At 59.1% G+C, this 14,829-nt stretch carries 18 protein-coding genes and 1 tRNA gene; 11 read left to right on the top strand and 8 right to left on the bottom strand.

Annotated features, from left to right (window positions below; all coding sequences use genetic code 11):
- Window positions 1-5 precede the first annotated feature (5 nt).
- Window positions 6-563, bottom strand: a complete 558-nt coding sequence (locus ACK83U_RS11655) for a glycosyltransferase family 25 protein (RefSeq protein ID WP_412474849.1) — start codon at window positions 561-563, stop codon at window positions 6-8.
- Between the two features lie 493 nt (window positions 564-1,056).
- Between ACK83U_RS11655 and ACK83U_RS11650 the strand changes: the two genes are divergently transcribed.
- From ACK83U_RS11650 to ACK83U_RS11615, 8 genes are all read left to right on the top strand, one after another.
- Window positions 1,057-2,235: a phosphoserine transaminase gene (locus ACK83U_RS11650; RefSeq protein ID WP_112604078.1), complete on the top strand. Its 1,179-nt coding sequence runs from the start codon at window positions 1,057-1,059 to the stop codon at window positions 2,233-2,235.
- A 145-nt stretch (window positions 2,236-2,380) separates the two neighbouring features.
- A complete protein-coding gene (gene serA / locus ACK83U_RS11645) occupies window positions 2,381-3,976 on the top strand; it encodes a phosphoglycerate dehydrogenase (protein ID WP_112604080.1) in 1,596 nt (531 codons plus the stop codon).
- Window positions 3,977-4,184: 208 nt separating this feature from the next.
- Complete coding sequence (locus ACK83U_RS11640; protein ID WP_112335291.1) at window positions 4,185-4,832, top strand: lysophospholipid acyltransferase family protein; 648 nt, start codon at window positions 4,185-4,187, stop codon at window positions 4,830-4,832.
- A 2-nt stretch (window positions 4,833-4,834) separates the two neighbouring features.
- Window positions 4,835-5,785: a phosphatidate cytidylyltransferase gene (locus tag ACK83U_RS11635; protein WP_112604082.1), complete on the top strand. Its 951-nt coding sequence runs from the start codon at window positions 4,835-4,837 to the stop codon at window positions 5,783-5,785.
- Entirely contained in the window at window positions 5,782-6,183 is a 402-nt protein-coding gene (locus ACK83U_RS11630; protein ID WP_112604084.1) for a hypothetical protein, read from the top strand. The genes ACK83U_RS11635 and ACK83U_RS11630 overlap by 4 nt, the downstream gene beginning before the upstream one ends.
- A gap of 6 nt (window positions 6,184-6,189) precedes the next feature.
- Window positions 6,190-6,843 (top strand): CDP-alcohol phosphatidyltransferase family protein, encoded by a 654-nt coding sequence (locus ACK83U_RS11625; RefSeq protein ID WP_112604086.1) that lies wholly within the window; start codon window positions 6,190-6,192, stop codon window positions 6,841-6,843.
- 273 nt (window positions 6,844-7,116) lie between these two features.
- Window positions 7,117-8,316: a tRNA 2-thiouridine(34) synthase MnmA gene (mnmA, locus tag ACK83U_RS11620; RefSeq protein ID WP_112604088.1), complete on the top strand. Its 1,200-nt coding sequence runs from the start codon at window positions 7,117-7,119 to the stop codon at window positions 8,314-8,316.
- A gap of 163 nt (window positions 8,317-8,479) precedes the next feature.
- A tRNA-Met gene (locus ACK83U_RS11615) sits at window positions 8,480-8,556 on the top strand.
- 114 nt (window positions 8,557-8,670) lie between these two features.
- Here the strand turns inward: ACK83U_RS11615 and ACK83U_RS11610 are convergent.
- The 7 genes from ACK83U_RS11610 to ACK83U_RS11580 form a co-directional block, all read right to left on the bottom strand.
- Window positions 8,671-8,880 (bottom strand): hypothetical protein, encoded by a 210-nt coding sequence (locus ACK83U_RS11610; RefSeq protein ID WP_112605561.1) that lies wholly within the window; start codon window positions 8,878-8,880, stop codon window positions 8,671-8,673.
- Window positions 8,881-9,063: 183 nt separating this feature from the next.
- Window positions 9,064-9,318, bottom strand: a complete 255-nt coding sequence (locus ACK83U_RS11605; RefSeq protein ID WP_015340956.1) for a PilZ domain-containing protein — start codon at window positions 9,316-9,318, stop codon at window positions 9,064-9,066.
- A gap of 287 nt (window positions 9,319-9,605) precedes the next feature.
- Window positions 9,606-9,995: a hypothetical protein gene (locus tag ACK83U_RS11600; RefSeq protein WP_162701015.1), complete on the bottom strand. Its 390-nt coding sequence runs from the start codon at window positions 9,993-9,995 to the stop codon at window positions 9,606-9,608.
- A 132-nt stretch (window positions 9,996-10,127) separates the two neighbouring features.
- Window positions 10,128-10,379 (bottom strand): DUF6074 family protein, encoded by a 252-nt coding sequence (locus ACK83U_RS11595; protein ID WP_112399240.1) that lies wholly within the window; start codon window positions 10,377-10,379, stop codon window positions 10,128-10,130.
- A gap of 121 nt (window positions 10,380-10,500) precedes the next feature.
- Entirely contained in the window at window positions 10,501-10,755 is a 255-nt protein-coding gene (locus ACK83U_RS11590; RefSeq protein ID WP_112335012.1) for a DUF982 domain-containing protein, read from the bottom strand.
- A gap of 162 nt (window positions 10,756-10,917) precedes the next feature.
- Window positions 10,918-11,106 carry a DUF982 domain-containing protein gene (locus tag ACK83U_RS11585; protein WP_412474848.1) on the bottom strand — a complete coding sequence of 63 codons (189 nt, stop codon included), beginning with the start codon at window positions 11,104-11,106 and terminating at the stop codon, window positions 10,918-10,920.
- 313 nt (window positions 11,107-11,419) lie between these two features.
- On the bottom strand, window positions 11,420-11,680 hold the full coding sequence (locus tag ACK83U_RS11580; protein WP_112399238.1) for a DUF982 domain-containing protein: 261 nt from the start codon (window positions 11,678-11,680) through the stop codon (window positions 11,420-11,422).
- Window positions 11,681-11,936: 256 nt separating this feature from the next.
- Between ACK83U_RS11580 and ACK83U_RS11575 the strand changes: the two genes are divergently transcribed.
- From ACK83U_RS11575 to ACK83U_RS11565, 3 genes are all read left to right on the top strand, one after another.
- The gene (locus ACK83U_RS11575) at window positions 11,937-12,632 is read left to right on the top strand and encodes a DNA-3-methyladenine glycosylase I (protein ID WP_112411436.1); all 696 of its coding nucleotides are present in this window, start codon (window positions 11,937-11,939) and stop codon (window positions 12,630-12,632) included.
- A gap of 54 nt (window positions 12,633-12,686) precedes the next feature.
- Entirely contained in the window at window positions 12,687-13,718 is a 1,032-nt protein-coding gene (locus tag ACK83U_RS11570; RefSeq protein WP_112604327.1) for a hydroxyacid dehydrogenase, read from the top strand.
- A gap of 87 nt (window positions 13,719-13,805) precedes the next feature.
- Entirely contained in the window at window positions 13,806-14,801 is a 996-nt protein-coding gene (locus tag ACK83U_RS11565) for a prohibitin family protein (RefSeq protein WP_112604329.1), read from the top strand.
- The last annotated feature ends 28 nt before the right edge of the window (window positions 14,802-14,829 follow it).

The raw sequence follows: 14,829 nt of genomic DNA, 5'->3' as shown, positions 1-14,829 counted from the left end.
GAGGCTTACGGCGTCGTGAGTACGTAGGCGATACGCCGAAAGAAATCCACGGTTCGGAAGATGTGTGCGGGTATGCGCCGCCAAGCCGGTGCCTTGGCCGCGCGGTAGTCGCGACGCCAGCCAATCATCGTCGTTCGCTGCAGCCGGCTGAAGCCAACAATGTTCGTGCGCGTGCTGACGATGGATACATTCATGTCCCAGCCACGCTCCACGGCCACATCCCAGGGCAGCGACATGATGGTCAGCGATTTCACGATCTTTTCGGCACTTTTGCGCGTGACGAGATAGCAGGCCGTCGAGCCTTGTGGGCCAAAGAGGCAGCGGCCGATGATATCTCCCTTGCTGCTCCGGCCCATGGCACGAAAGCCGTTCCAGCGGTGATTGACGAGCTTGATCAGGTCGGCATTGGGCGCAGCATTCTTCGCGGCCACGGCGCGTGCGAGGAAATCGATATCCAGCGCAACATCATCTTCGATGACCACGGCCATTTGGTCGCCGCTCGCCAAAAACTGTTGCAGCGCCAACAGGTGACTCCGATAGCAGCCATACTCACCGGGTAGGATGGTGCGTCCATGCCGGCGCTGAAAGCGATCGTGATCTACATCGATCCATTCGTCACGCGGGATGAGGCACCGTCGACGCCGTGAATACGCTCGAATCGAAAACCGAACTCATCGCTCTGCCGCTGAATCTCCGTCAGTCGTTCGGCTGCCCGGTCGATATTGATAAGATAGACCGGCATGGTTTGTGACGGTGTAAAAGAAGTTTCGGCGAGCGCAGTTAGGGACATCGAGCACACTTGATAATTTCCATCGGCGCAAAACGGCGAGCGCCTAGCCATATATGATTGTGCATCAGCATAGAAACCAGCTTTTGTGGCATTAAATTTGGCTTATTTCCATTGCGCGTGACTTGCCTGGCATCAAAATCTCGCACGAAATCGTGAGGGAGCGCCATGAGCAATTTTTATTGTTGCGCTAACGGGTTGCTTCCAATATATCCGGCGGCGGGACACTCCTCCCCAACGAGGAGCTTTCTATCTGAGAGGATAGCATCATGACTAAGCTCGCCAAGCCGGACATCCGTCCGAATAATACTCATTTCTCTTCTGGTCCATGCTCGAAGCGCCCCGGTTGGACGCTTAACGCTCTTTCCGATGCGGCTCTTGGCCGTTCGCACCGCGCGAAAGTTGGTAAGGCAAAGCTGAAGCAGGCCATTGATCTTACCCGCGAAATTCTAGAAGTGCCAGCCGATTATCGCATTGGCATCGTTCCGGCTTCCGACACCGGTGCCGTCGAAATGGCGCTCTGGTCGCTCCTCGGTGAGCGCGGCGTCGACATGCTCGCCTGGGAAAGCTTCGGCGCGGGCTGGGTTACCGACGTCGTGAAGCAACTGAAGCTCAAGGACGTCCGCAAGCTCGAAGCCGGCTACGGCGAGCTGCCCGATCTTTCCGCTGTCGATTTCGACCGCGACGTAGTCTTCACCTGGAACGGCACTACCTCCGGCGTGCGCGTCCCCAATGGCGATTTCATTCCGGCCGACCGCAAGGGGCTGACGATCTGCGACGCCACCTCGGCAGCTTTCGCTCAGAACCTCGATTTTGCCAAGCTCGATGTCGTCACCTTCTCCTGGCAGAAGGTTCTCGGCGGCGAGGGCGCCCATGGTGTTATCATCCTGTCGCCGCGCGCCGTCGAACGCCTGACAACCTATGTGCCGGCCTGGCCGCTGCCGAAGATCTTCCGCATGACCAGTGGCGGCAAGTTGATCGAAGGCATCTTTACCGGTGAGACGATCAATACGCCTTCGATGCTCTGCGTCGAAGACTATATCGACGCGCTCCTCTGGGCGAAGGATCTCGGTGGCCTGAAGGCGCTGATCGGCCGTGCTGATGCCAATGCCAAGGTCATTCATGACTTCGTCGCCGCCAACGACTGGATCGCCAATCTCGCCGTCAAGGCGGAGACGGCGTCCAACACCTCCGTATGCTTGAAGATCGTCGACAAGGATGTCGTCGCGCTTGATGCCGATGGCCAGGCGAATTTCGCCAAGGGCCTGGTTGCGCTCCTTGAGAAGGAAGGCGTCGCCTATGACGTCGGCCATTACCGCGACGCGCCGTCGGGCCTGCGCATCTGGGCAGGTGCCACGATCGAAGCTTCCGACATGCAGAAGCTGATGCCCTGGCTCGCCTGGGCTTTCGAAACGCAGAAGGCGACGCTCTCCCAGGCTGCTGCCTGAGGCTTGAAGCGTTTATGGCTCCGCCACGACAGGCGGAGCCCCGAGTCCCGAAATTCTCGTTGTTTTCATGCAATTCCCTACGGAAAGCCGTTTTCATACCTTTCCCGGATTGCGCGTCTTAGCTGATCTTTTTCAGGAGGCCTCCATGGCACCTCGCGTTCTCGTATCCGACGAATTGTCGGAAACCGCCGTCCAGATCTTCCGTGACCGCGGCGTCGAAGTCGATTTCCAGCCGCAGCTTGGCAAGGACAAGGACAGGCTGTTCGAAATCATTGGCAATTACGATGGTCTTGCCATCCGTTCCGCCACCAAGGTGACGGAGAAGATCATCGAAGCGGCCAAGAACCTCAAGGTTGTCGGCCGCGCAGGTATCGGGGTCGACAATGTCGATATTCCGGCCGCCTCGCGCCGCGGTATCATCGTCATGAACACGCCCTTCGGCAATTCGATCACCACGGCCGAACACGCCATCGCGCTGATGTTTGCCGTTGCCCGTCAGCTTCCGGCCGCGGATGCCTCGACGCAGGCCGGCAAGTGGGAAAAGTCGAAGTTCATGGGTGTCGAAATCACCGGCAAGACGCTCGGCATCATCGGTGCCGGCAACATCGGCTCCATCGTCATTGCCCGCGCCCTCGGCCTGAAGATGCATGTTCTGGCCTATGACCCGTTCCTGTCGAAGGAGCGCGCCGAGGAAATGGGCGTGACCAAGGTCGAGCTCGACGAGCTCTTCGCCGGTGCCGACTTCATCACGCTGCACGTGCCGCTGACCGACAAGACCCGCAACATCATCGACGCCTCTGCCATCGCCAAGATGAAGCAGGGAGTGCGCATCATCAACTGCGCCCGCGGCGGCCTGGTTGACGAGGCAGCCCTTGCTGCCGCCATCAAATCAGGCCATGTCGCCGGCGCCGCCTTCGACGTCTTCGAAGTCGAGCCGGCCAAGGAAAGCCCGCTCTTCGGCCTGCCGAACGTCGTCTGCACGCCGCATCTCGGCGCCTCGACGACCGAAGCCCAGGAAAACGTCGCCCTGCAGGTCGCCGAGCAGATGGCGGATTACCTCGTCAAGGGCGCGGTCTCGAACGCCATCAACATGCCCTCGATCACGGCTGAAGAAGCGCCGATCCTGAAGCCGTTCATCAAGCTTGCCGACGTTCTCGGCGCCTTCGTCGGCCAGGTCACGGACGATCCGATCAAGGAAATCGAGATCCTCTATGACGGCGTCACCGCCAACATGAACACTAAGGCGCTGACGAGCGCGCTGCTTGCCGGCTTGATCCGCAATCAGGTTGCCGACGTCAACATGGTTTCGGCGCCGATCATGATCAAGGAAAAGGGTATCGTTCTTGCCGAAGTGAAGCGCGACAAGACCGGCGTCTATGACGGCTACATCAAGCTGACTGTTACCACCGACAGCATGAGCCGCTCCGTTGCCGGTACCGTCTTCTCGGACGGCAAGCCGCGCTTCATCCAGATCAAGGGCATTAACCTTGACGCCGATGTCGGCAATCACATGGTCTACCTCGCCAATACCGACGTTCCCGGCATGATCGGCTTCATCGGCACGACGCTCGGTTCCGCCGGCGTCAACATCGCCAACTTCCAGCTCGGCCGCGACAAGCAGGGTGGCGATGCCATCGCGCTTCTCTATGTCGACGGTCCGATCAGTGATGAGGTGCTCGGCAAGCTGACGGCGCATCAGGCGATCCGTCAGGCAAAGCCGCTGGTATTCAACGTCGATTGAGCCTGCCCGCCCTGAAGAAGGGCGGCAGCTATAGAATTCGCTCCTCCCAAGAGCCAATCCGAAAGCCCGACGCGACATAAGTTGCGCCGGGCTTTCTTCATGGTTGTGAGGGTTGTGGATAAGCCCGGTGCACAGGCTATCGGGGGCGATGAAACGCGCCTATCTCTATGTCATGGAGGCTTTGCGGAAGAACATCCTCGGGGAAGGAATGGGCACGCCGATCGAATGGCTGGCGAAACCCGTTTCCGTGGCGATCGTGCTCTTTGCGCGAGCAATTACCGCCGTTCGGGCGATCTGGCCCGAAAGTGGCATGCAAACCCGCCGCTGCGTCTATTTCGCCAATCACTCCAGCCATGGCGATTTCATCCTGATCTGGACTGTCCTGCCGCCACGATTGCGCCGCCGCGTACGCCCGGTGGCGGGCGCCGATTATTGGCTGAAATCGCCGCTGAACAGCTTCATCGGCCGGGACGTCTTCAACGCCGTGCTGATCGAACGGGATCGTGAAGCGCGCAAGGAAGATCCGGTCACGCAGATGACGCAGGCGCTCGATGCCGGCTCCTCGCTGATCCTGTTTCCGGAGGGCACCCGTAATCTCACCGAGCAGCCGTTGCAACCCTTCAAGAGCGGGCTTTTCCATCTTGCGCAGGCTCGCCCTGATATCGATCTCGTGCCCGTCTGGATCGACAATCTCAATCGCGTCATGCCCAAGGGCGAGTTCGTACCCATTCCGCTGATCTGCACGGTCACCTTCGGCGAGGCGCTGCATATCGGCGAGACCGAAGAGAAGGCGGAGTTTCTGGCGCGAGCCGAAGCGGCGCTGCTGGCGCTGGCGCCCAAGCGGGCGGGGGACTGAGCATGGGCGCGGCAAGTGCGGATCTGATCCACCTCGTTCTTGGCATTTTCGGCGTTCTGATTGTCGCCTCCGTCATCGGCTACGTGCTGGAGCGGCGGCTGTCGCCTGACGGATCGAATGCTGCGATCGAAAATCTGAATGCGCGCATCAAGGCCTGGTGGGTGATGGTGGTGCTGATCGGCATCGCCTTCATTGCAGGGCGCGCCGGCGTCATCCTGCTCTTCGCCTTCTGCTCCTTTGCGGCGTTGCGAGAATTCATGACGCTGATCAACACGAAGCGGGCGGATCACTGGGCACTTGCCGCGGCCTTCTTTGTGGCCTTGCCGCTGCAATATTATCTGCTCTGGGCCGAGCAATATGGCATCTATTCGATCTTCATCCCCGTTTACGCCTTCCTCTTCATGCCGATCATCGCGGTGCTGCGCGGCGACACGGAGCGGTTTCTGGTGCGGATCGCCGAGGTGCAATGGGCGCTGATGATCTGCGTCTTTTGCGCCTCGCATGTGCCGGCGCTGCTGACGCTGCACATTCCGGGCTATGAAGGCCGCAATGTGCTGCTGATCGCTTTTCTGGTCATCGTCGTGCAGCTCAGCGACGTCCTGCAATATGTCTGGGGCAAGTCGTTCGGGAAAACGAAGATCGCGCCGCGCCTGTCGCCATCGAAGACGGTGGAGGGTTTCGTCGGCGGCGTCATCAGCGCTTCGCTGATCGGGGCGGCGCTCTGGTGGGTGACGCCGTTCACGCCGCTGCAGGCCGGACTTCTCGCCTTCGTCATCACGCTCATGGGTTTCTTCGGCGGGCTCGTGATGTCGGCGATCAAGCGGGATCGTGGCGTCAAGGATTGGGGCCATCTGATCGAGGGGCATGGCGGGCTGATCGACCGTCTGGACTCGGTCGTCTTTTCCGCGCCGATTTTCTTCCATCTCGTGCGCTACTGGTGGTCACTGTCATGACAGGAAAGCTGAAAGCGCTTGCCGGCAGCAGCATCGTGCACGTGCTTTTCGCCTTCCTCGCCATGGGCGGCTGGGCTTTCTTCGCCAACCGTATGCACCCGATGCCGAGGCCACTGATCGCGGGCTTCGTGCAGGGTGTGCTTTCGGGCTGCCTGACGCTGTTCCTGAAATCCGTGGTCGAAGCTTTATCGCGGCGGTTCGGCAGCTCTACGCGCCTTTGGGCGCCGCCGCTGATCGCCTGCCTCGGCTCGGCAACGATCCTAGTTGTCATCCATGCGCTGAGTGGCACGCCGGAGATCCTGAAGACTATTGCCGTACCGTTGCTGGTCTCTTCAAGCTATGCAGCGATCTACAATTATTCGATATCGGGCGGAAGGCCGCGAAGTCATGAGGGGTGAGGGCGTATGACCGGCGAGGGAACAGGCGACAGGCGGCCGCTGGCGAGCCGCAACACGCGGTGGGCACAGGCACTGGCGCGGCGCATGACCGGGCTTTCGGTGACGCCAAATCAGATATCTCAGGCGAGCATGCTCATGGCAGCTTTGGCGGGAGCATCATTCTGGTTCTCCGGCGTCGCTGGCGGCGAGGGCGCGCGAGTGATCTTGCTGATCCTCGCCGCCTTGTTCTGCCAGTTGCGTCTGCTCTGCAATCTGCTTGATGGCATGGTGGCGGTCGAGGGCGGGAAAGGTGAGGCTGATGGACCGTTCTGGAACGAATTTCCGGATCGCATTGCTGATATCCTCATCTTTGCGGGTATCGGCTATGGCATTGCGATGCCGGGCCTCGGTTGGGCCGCCGCCGCCTTTGCTGTACTGACCGCCTATGTCCGCGAGCTTGGCCGTGCCACCGGCAATCCCAGCGATTTCGGCGGTCCGATGGCCAAGCAGCATCGCATGGCGGTCGTGACGGCTGCGGCTTTGCTTTCGATTATCGAGGCGTTATGGAGCGGCGGCAGCTGGATTTTGACGATCGCGCTCTGGATCGTCGCCATCGGCTCGGCGGTCACGGTATTGAGACGTAGCCGCAATCTGATCCGGCATTTGAAGGCAAAGGGATGATTCGCGATTTCGCCCACCCCTTGCATGGGTTGGCAATCCTTTCTATATCCGTCCACAATTGAGGCTGGCTGCAAAGAGCGGCTAAAGGCCCTGTGTAATGAAAATTTGCCGCTTTTGCATGGCATCCGGCGGCAGCAAGTATGATCCTGAAAAGTGTGCAGCGGTTTTTGGATCAGATCATGCGCAATGAAATCGTGAGAGCGTGACAACATTTCGGAGAAACGTCTCCCGCTCGGCAGCATCGAAGATCGTTCAAGACTGGCGGCAACAACCGTGAATACACTGGATTTTGACAAGAGGCCGGAAGATACCCGCGTCGTCGTCGCCATGTCGGGCGGTGTCGACAGCTCCGTCGTCGCCGGCATTTTGAAGCGGCAGGGCTATGATGTGCTCGGCATCACGCTGCAGCTCTACGACCATGGCGCTGCCGTGCATCGCGCCGGCTCCTGCTGCGCCGGTCAGGATATCGACGATGCACGCCGTGTCTGCGAAACGCTCGGCATCCCGCACTATGTACTCGACTATGAAAAGCGCTTCCGCGAGACGGTGATCAATCCTTTCGCAGAAAGCTATGTGGCCGGCGAAACGCCGATCCCCTGTGTTGCCTGCAACCAGACGGTCAAGTTTGCCGATCTTCTGCTGACTGCCAAGGAACTCGGCGCCGATGCGCTGGCGACCGGCCATTATATCCGCTCGCGCCCGAATCCATCTGTGGAGCACCCAACTCGCCGCGCCCTCTATCGCCCGGCCGATGCCGATCGCGACCAGAGCTATTTCCTCTTCGCCACGACGCAGGAGCAGATTGATTATCTGCGCTTTCCGCTCGGCGGCATGCCCAAGGCCGAGACGCGCGCGCTTGCCGAAGAGATGGGCCTCGTCGTCGCCAAGAAGGCCGACAGCCAGGACATCTGTTTCGTGCCGCAGGGCAAATATTCCGATGTCATCGCCAAGCTGAAGCCGAATGCGGCGCTTGCCGGCGAGATCGTGCACCTCGACGGCCGCGTGCTCGGCCAGCACGAGGGCATCCTGCATTACACGATCGGCCAGCGTCGGGGTATCGGTGTTGCCACAGGCGAGCCACTTTACGTCGTCTATCTCGACGCCCGCTCGCGCCGCGTCATCGTCGGTCCCAAGGAGGCGCTGGAAACGCACCGCGTCTATCTGCGTGATGTCAACTGGCTTGGCGACGAACCGCTGGAGCAGGCCGCTTTCGGCGAGGGCTTTGCCTGTTTCGCCAAGGTCCGCTCCACCCGCGCGCCGTCGCCGGCTGTACTGCATGCCGATGCCAGCGGCATCTATGTCGACCTCACCGTCGGTGAGGCAGGCGTGGCTCCCGGCCAGGCCTGCGCGCTCTATTCGGCACCCGGTGATGACGCCCGCGTCTATGGCGGCGGCTTCATCGAGCGTTCGGAACGCGAGCCGATGGCGGAGGCGTCGTTGAAGGCGCTGCTGACAGGTCCTGTCGCCGCCTGAGAGCAGGCGGCGTCGGCATCAAGAGAAAGCACTGATTTTTCCAAATCATCCGCTTGACACCATGCCGAACCGCACCTTATAAGCCGCTCAACCGACGAGCTAGCGCTTTCGAGCGGCGGTTCGTTTGACCTTTGCATTTGATGTTCAACATCAAATGTGGCGTGGCGGAGTAGCTCAGTAGGTCAGAGCAGAGGAATCATAATCCTTGTGTCGGGGGTTCAAATCCCTCCTCCGCTACCAGAACTTCCAAAGTGTTGAAAGCTCTCGTGATCGCAAGCTCTTAGCGACCTGCATGGCGTGCTTGTTCCTATAGGCTCGGAAGCTAAACCACTTCGACACTTGAGAGGACCTGATTCAGGAGCCAGCTGCTCCAATCCCTTTGGGGCCGTCGAGCCGGGTTACGTTGTCATCCAAGGTTCGCACCGCTGTTGCCAGCGTCGCCAGTGCCGACATCATGAGGGCATAGTCTTGGCCTTCTTGGGATTTTGATTGGGACAGAGCAAGAGCGCGATCATGCAGCTGTTGGCCGATTGTATCGAGCCGATCGATGGTTTCCTGGTTCATAGCCGTCTCCTTCACAGGCCAATTCGGCAGAGGTGCCATATGCCAATGCATGGTGCGGCTTATTTGTTCCGGGCGAACCTTATCGACGCGCGGTAACTGTAACCGGTATACCGCCCAACTTTGACGGGGAGCTATTTCGGATATTCATCCGGACGCCCATAGGAGTTGTGGGCGAGAGTGCCCTCACACAAACTCGACGCCCATGCTGTTGATTTTGCGCCAGCGTACTGCACATGCCATCAATCTCTCGTCCGAAAGTTGCAGGTCGAAGGTGTTGGGTGCTGCGAGAGGATTTTCGATTTGGATCAGGGCGCCGGTATCGGACAGGTTTCGCACGAGGCAATCGAAGACCGAATGTCCATCGTTGAAGATAATTTTTGCGCCGAGAAGCGTTCGCTTTCGGGTCGCTACCCGGCCTTCGGGTGAGAATGCCGTCATGGGATTGGCTCCTTGACTTTTGTTTTTGCTAATATGGCATGTTCTAATATCCAAGAGATTAAAGAGAACCCGCAAATTGAGCACTTTCCACTTACTAGGGTGGTCGGGAGGCTAGTCCAAGTGTTGGGTGAATGCCCGTCGGTCGGAGCTTGGCGCAGCCGGAATGCATTGGCACTTCCCCATTCCCGAGAGGCCATCCTTCGGCACGCTTTCCGTTGAAAATATCTCGGCAGAGCCGGATGGACGACGTCGCCGGCGAACAACCCGCCGTCATTTGCGTTGTATTTTCAAATGGCCCATGGAAATCCACGCGACATATCTTGCAAGACGAAACCTGCTCTGGCACCGTGCTGCCATAGGGGATCGGGATTTTCAATGAAACTGTTTTTGGCGGCGGCCACCATGCTGGTGGGCGCCAGTTCCGCGATGGCGGCAGACGATGCCGTGAACAATGCGTTCCGGGTCTGCAAGATGATCGACAATACGGGCTTGTTTACAGCGCCGTGCCAGGTGTCCAGCCGCAGGTACGCCGTCATGGCGACAATAGATCTGCCGAGCGCCGACGCCAGAAAGGCCTGCGCGCAGATTACCGGCGTGGTTTCGTCAAAGGGGCTCCATTTCCCTGGAGGAGAATGGACCGTGCAGATCAAGTCACCCACCAGCGGCGACAAATCCATCGCATTTTGCAGATTGCCGAAATAGAGCAACTCTAGGAAAACTGATTAAAGGTTTTCCGTCCGGAACCGCGAAAAAACAAAGAGATAGAGTGTTCTCGCGATTCAATAAAAAGCGGAGGGGCTCTAACGTCGTCAGGCCGAGGCGTTCAGTTCCTCTTCGGCATAGGTAAGCTGCAGTTCCATCTGCACCGCATGCATGAAGAGGCCTGCTTGCCGCGAGATTTCGCCGTCTTCCACTCCCTGTTCGCGCAAGGCGTTGGCAAAGATTGCCATTTCCGAACGCCAGAAGCGGTTTGCCGCTTCGCCATTTAGCTGCTGAAGGGCTGCGGCACATCGCCTGACATCACTGGTACGCCTGTCGGCCGGGAATGGTAGAAGCGACATATTCTCTCCGTCATTGGCAGGGCGAATCGCCTGCCTCTGTTGGCAAGATCGCCGGCACTCGTTCACAAAAAGTGAATAATGTCAGAGAGATCCCGCATGCCGCGGGAAGGGCGGGATGATTTCATTGCATGACGGATATGCCAGCCTCCCGTGCAGCCTTGATCAAGGCCTCCCTTACGGCTTCGGCGGGGACGGCTCCAAGCATCGCTTCGAGGCAGATCCGCACTGCCGCGACATATTCCTCGCCATTTTCCACCGGCCAATATTCCAGCAGCAACTCCGCCGCCTGATGCACTGAATTGATACGGCGGGTTCCGCCGTTCTCTCCCATGACAAGCGTGATAGCCGGAAATGGGCGTAAAGTGTTTCGTTTCAAAACGTATTACCTCCGAAACATTCATGCTTCGGTAAGACTGCAAGAAGCGTTCCGGACCGTAAGTCTTGCCCGACGCCTTCGCATTTGGGCCGCCATCAAAGCCCCGCGAAAACCGCGAGGATCTGACAGCGGTTTGAGAATGGATTGAACGTCGCGAGAGCTCTAATCCAATACGTTCGCTTCCACGCAGGCTGCGATGAACATCTTCCTGGCTTTATCACTCAGCAGGGGATCGATATCGGCTTGGAGGCAGAGGCTTCGGGCGGAATCATATTTTTCGCCTCTGATGGCCGGCCAACGGAAAAGAAGGTGATTGTGGGCTTCCCTAGGGCTTCGGACGGCCTCGGGCATTCCATAGCCGATGCGCAAATAGACTGGCTCGTGCCAGCGGCCATCGCCGGCACTAAAAATACTGGTCATTTCGATGATGCTCCGAAATTGCATCCCCCAACTCCTGCCGGGGCAAAAAGTTTCGCAATATCCGGAAAATTAGTCATTCTGCGCGGGAAAGCGGTCCGATCATACGGCAATAACCGGGAGGACGGTCATCCGCGACAGTGCCGCGATTGGTGCGCCCAGTCGCGCCGGCTGGTTCGCTGAACCATTCCATAACGAGACATGCGGCATGTCCCGTCCCCGAATGGATGAAAGAGGGCGATCGTTTTTACTGAACGACCGGCATTTCCAGAGGGACGCCAGCCTCGGATGCCGCGGCGACAAAGCTGTTGCGGGCCTCCAGTGATTGTCCCTGACCTCTTTCGACGTCGGCACAGATTTGCAGTGCCATCATGAACGCCTTGCCCTCCGCGACGGGCCATGCGTTCAGCAGCATGTTCAGCGCTTCTTTCGTGTTCGCGACCGTATAGACTTTTCCGGTACGCTTGCAGATGACCATGATGGGATTATTCCAGTCTTTATTATTCATGGCACGGGGCTCCGATCCGACGCGGCCGCAATTAACGCTACGGTGCGTGAAATCTCAAGTTAATTTCAAGACCATATCTGGAGCAGTGCGGAATTGTTTCAATCGTCGGGAAATCAATTCGAGTGCCGGCGTGATCAACTTTCGAGCCGTAACTTTCGATAGGATGTTTTTCACAGAAAATCATCGCACGGAGATTACATGCGCGGGGCAATGAGGTCATAAAAGACTTATCGCGCGGCATGACCGGGAGAGGATGATGGGAAGCTTTGCGGAGATCAGGGAGCGCGCCGAGAAGCGCAAGGGCGGCGCCGATGGACTGAGGGCGCTGATGCCCAGAATGCCGAACCATGAAGCGCTGCGTACGCTGCCCGACGATCGGATATTGTCGGAAATGACGCGCTACATCTTCTATGCGGGTTTCGTGCGCAACGTCATCGATTCAAAATGGACGGGCTTCGAAGCCGCTTTTTCCGGCTTCGATCCCGCCTTCCTCAATCTTGCACCGGACGATTACTGGCATGATCTGACCTCCGATGTCCGCGTCATCCGCAATGGCGCCAAAATCATGTCGGTCAGGGCCAATGCGCAGTTCGTCCGCCGGCTTGCCGACGAGCATGGCAGCGCCGGCCGCTTCTTCGCCGATTGGCCGATGGACGACCAGATCGGCCTGCTGGCTCTTCTGGACAAGCAGGGCAGCCGGCTCGGCGGTATGACCGGACAATATCTGCTGCGCGCAATCGGCCGCGACAGCTTCGTCATGAGCCATGACGTTCTCGTCTGCCTGCGGCTTGCGGGGGTGCCCGTTTCGGAAAGCAAGCCCACCAAGAAGGATCTGCGGCTGATTCAGGATCAGTTCAATGCCTGGCACGCGGAGACGGGCCTGCCGCTCACCCATCTCTCGCGCATTTGCGCCTTCTCTGTCGGAATGCCAGGGGAGGAGGACGAGGCCTGATTGATCTCATCCATCGAATGATATTGGATCGCCTCGGGATACAGGAGGAGCAGAATGACGACCGACAGCAGACCCTTGGCCATCAGCGCGCCGGAGCCGCGCTCGCTTGAGCTTATCTTCACCAAGGAAGCACTGGCGCTCCTTCGCTCGAAATACCGCATCGTCGAAACGGATCCTGACGATGTCGCGGGATTAGGGGATGATGTGCTCGGCGAGGCGCGCTATATCATTGGCCAGCCGCCCTTGTCGAAGGAGACGCTCGACCGCATGACGCAGCTGCGTTGCATTCTGAATGTCGAGAGCAACCTCATCAACAATATGCCCTATGAAGTGCTCTTTGAACGCGGCATCCATGTCGTCACCACAGGTCTCGTCTTTGCCGAACCGGTTGCCGAAATCGGCCTTGGGTTTGCGATAAGCCTGGCGCGAGGCATCGCCGATGCCGATCTTGATTTCCGCGAGGGCAGGGAGCTTTGGGGCGGCGATGGCAATGCCAGCGCCCGGCTGCTTTCGGGCAGCGATATCGGTATCGTCGGTTTCGGCGATCTCGGTAAGGCGCTGAACCGGGTTCTCTCCGGCTTCCGTGCCAATATCAGGGTGTTCGATCCCTGGATGCCGCCATCGATCCTGAGAGAGCATGGCGTGCAGCCCGCCGGGCTGGACGAGGTGCTGTCCGCCAGCGATTTCGTCTTCGTTGTTGCCTCCGTCACCAGCGAGAACAAGGGTTTTCTCGGCGCTGAGGCTTTCGCGAGGATGCGCAAGGGTGCAGCCTTCATCCTGCTCAGCCGGGCCGATGTCGTCGATTTCGATGCGCTGATGGCGGCGGTCGCATCCGGCCATATCGTGGCGGCGAGCGACGTCTATCCTGAGGAGCCGCTCGGCCTCGATCACCCCGTGCGCAAGCTCAAGGGCTTTCTGCGCTCGGCCCATCGTGCCGGCGCGCTCGACAGCGCCTTCAAGAAAATGGGCGACATGGTGCTGGAGGATATGGATCTGATGGATCGCGGCCTGCCGCCAATGCGCTGCAAGCGGGCCGAACGGGAAACGGTGTCGCGCATGCGTTCAAAGCCTGTGACGCGCAACTGACGGTGGTCGCACGAGGCATGAAACGGCAGGTGCATTTCCGACTCGACTCATCTATCTCTCCCCCATAGCGTGCAGATGGGGATATCGATGGCAAACCGGGAAATCGACATAGCATCCGTGGCGAACAAGGGTCGCGTTACGGCATTCATCGGCATCATCGCCGTGATAGCCGTGCTGATGCTCGTCTTCAGTTCGTGGTACACGATTGATCAGGGCGAGCGCGGCGTCATTCTGCGCACCGGTGCCATGGTCGGCACGGCGGAACCGGGTTTGCATTTCAAGTTGCCCTGGATCGAGACCGTCGTCAAAATCCCGGTGACCCAGCAGGTCACCTATTGGACCTGCCAGAACGGCTCGAACTGCCAGGCCAACGAGCATCAGCAGATGCAGGCCTATTCGCAGGATCAGCAGCCGGCGGATATGCGCGTCACCATCTCCTGGCATGTGCCGGCGGATGCTGTGGAACATGTCTATTCGGAGTTCGGTTCGCTCGGCAATCTGGAATCACGGCTGATCGCACGGCGAGCTCCTCAGGATGTAAAGACCGTATTCGGCAAATTCACCGCCGCCTCCGTCATCCAGAACCGGGCGCAGTTCAACACCGACGTCCAGGCGGCGATCGAGGCAGGCATTCAGGGTCCGGTACAGATCGACAGCGTGCAAGTCGAGAATATCGATTTTTCGGATGCCTATGAGAACAGCATCGAGCAGCGCATGCTGGCGGAAGTCGAAGTACAGAAGCTGCGGCAGAATGCGGAGCGCGAGAAGGTGCAGGCGCAGATCACCGTAACACAGGCCCAGGCCGCAGCGGACGCCCGTCGCGCCGATGCGCAGGCCCAGGCCGACGCCGTGAAGCTGCAGGCGGAAGCCGAGGCCGAAGCGATCCAGCTCCGCGGCGACGCCGAAGCGAAGGCAATCAAGGCCCGGGGCGATGCATTGCGCGACAATCCGAACCTGATTTTCCTCACACAGGCGGAAAAGTGGAATGGTCAATTACCGACCACCATGCTGCCGAACGCTTCGGTGCCGATGCTTAATCTCGATCAGCGCCAGAGTGCCACCACGTCGGCGGAGCATGAATAGCATCGATTGCGCGTGATCAGGGAGCCGA

It is taken from the genome of Rhizobium sp. WW22 (assembly GCF_047041135.1).
Lineage (GTDB): Bacteria > Pseudomonadota > Alphaproteobacteria > Rhizobiales > Rhizobiaceae > Rhizobium.
This window is presented reverse-complemented; position numbering and strand designations above follow the sequence as displayed.

Excerpts from the sequence above, each read along its gene's own strand:
- ACK83U_RS11650 (WP_112604078.1), top strand. The coding sequence starts at position 1,057 with ATGACTAAGCTCGCCAAGCCGGACATCCGTCCGAATAATACTCATTTC.
- serA (WP_112604080.1), top strand. The coding sequence starts at position 2,381 with ATGGCACCTCGCGTTCTCGTATCCGACGAATTGTCGGAAACCGCCGTC.
- ACK83U_RS11640 (WP_112335291.1), top strand. The coding sequence starts at position 4,185 with ATGGGCACGCCGATCGAATGGCTGGCGAAACCCGTTTCCGTGGCGATC.
- ACK83U_RS11635 (WP_112604082.1), top strand. The coding sequence starts at position 4,835 with ATGGGCGCGGCAAGTGCGGATCTGATCCACCTCGTTCTTGGCATTTTC.
- ACK83U_RS11630 (WP_112604084.1), top strand. The coding sequence starts at position 5,782 with ATGACAGGAAAGCTGAAAGCGCTTGCCGGCAGCAGCATCGTGCACGTG.
- ACK83U_RS11625 (WP_112604086.1), top strand. The coding sequence starts at position 6,190 with ATGACCGGCGAGGGAACAGGCGACAGGCGGCCGCTGGCGAGCCGCAAC.
- ACK83U_RS11610 (WP_112605561.1), bottom strand. The coding sequence starts at position 8,880 with ATGAACCAGGAAACCATCGATCGGCTCGATACAATCGGCCAACAGCTG.
- ACK83U_RS11605 (WP_015340956.1), bottom strand. The coding sequence starts at position 9,318 with ATGACGGCATTCTCACCCGAAGGCCGGGTAGCGACCCGAAAGCGAACG.
- ACK83U_RS11600 (WP_162701015.1), bottom strand. The coding sequence starts at position 9,995 with ATGGATTTGTCGCCGCTGGTGGGTGACTTGATCTGCACGGTCCATTCT.
- ACK83U_RS11595 (WP_112399240.1), bottom strand. The coding sequence starts at position 10,379 with ATGTCGCTTCTACCATTCCCGGCCGACAGGCGTACCAGTGATGTCAGG.
- ACK83U_RS11585 (WP_412474848.1), bottom strand. The coding sequence starts at position 11,106 with ATGCCCGAGGCCGTCCGAAGCCCTAGGGAAGCCCACAATCACCTTCTT.
- ACK83U_RS11580 (WP_112399238.1), bottom strand. The coding sequence starts at position 11,680 with ATGAATAATAAAGACTGGAATAATCCCATCATGGTCATCTGCAAGCGT.
- ACK83U_RS11575 (WP_112411436.1), top strand. The coding sequence starts at position 11,937 with ATGGGAAGCTTTGCGGAGATCAGGGAGCGCGCCGAGAAGCGCAAGGGC.
- ACK83U_RS11570 (WP_112604327.1), top strand. The coding sequence starts at position 12,687 with ATGACGACCGACAGCAGACCCTTGGCCATCAGCGCGCCGGAGCCGCGC.
- ACK83U_RS11565 (WP_112604329.1), top strand. The coding sequence starts at position 13,806 with ATGGCAAACCGGGAAATCGACATAGCATCCGTGGCGAACAAGGGTCGC.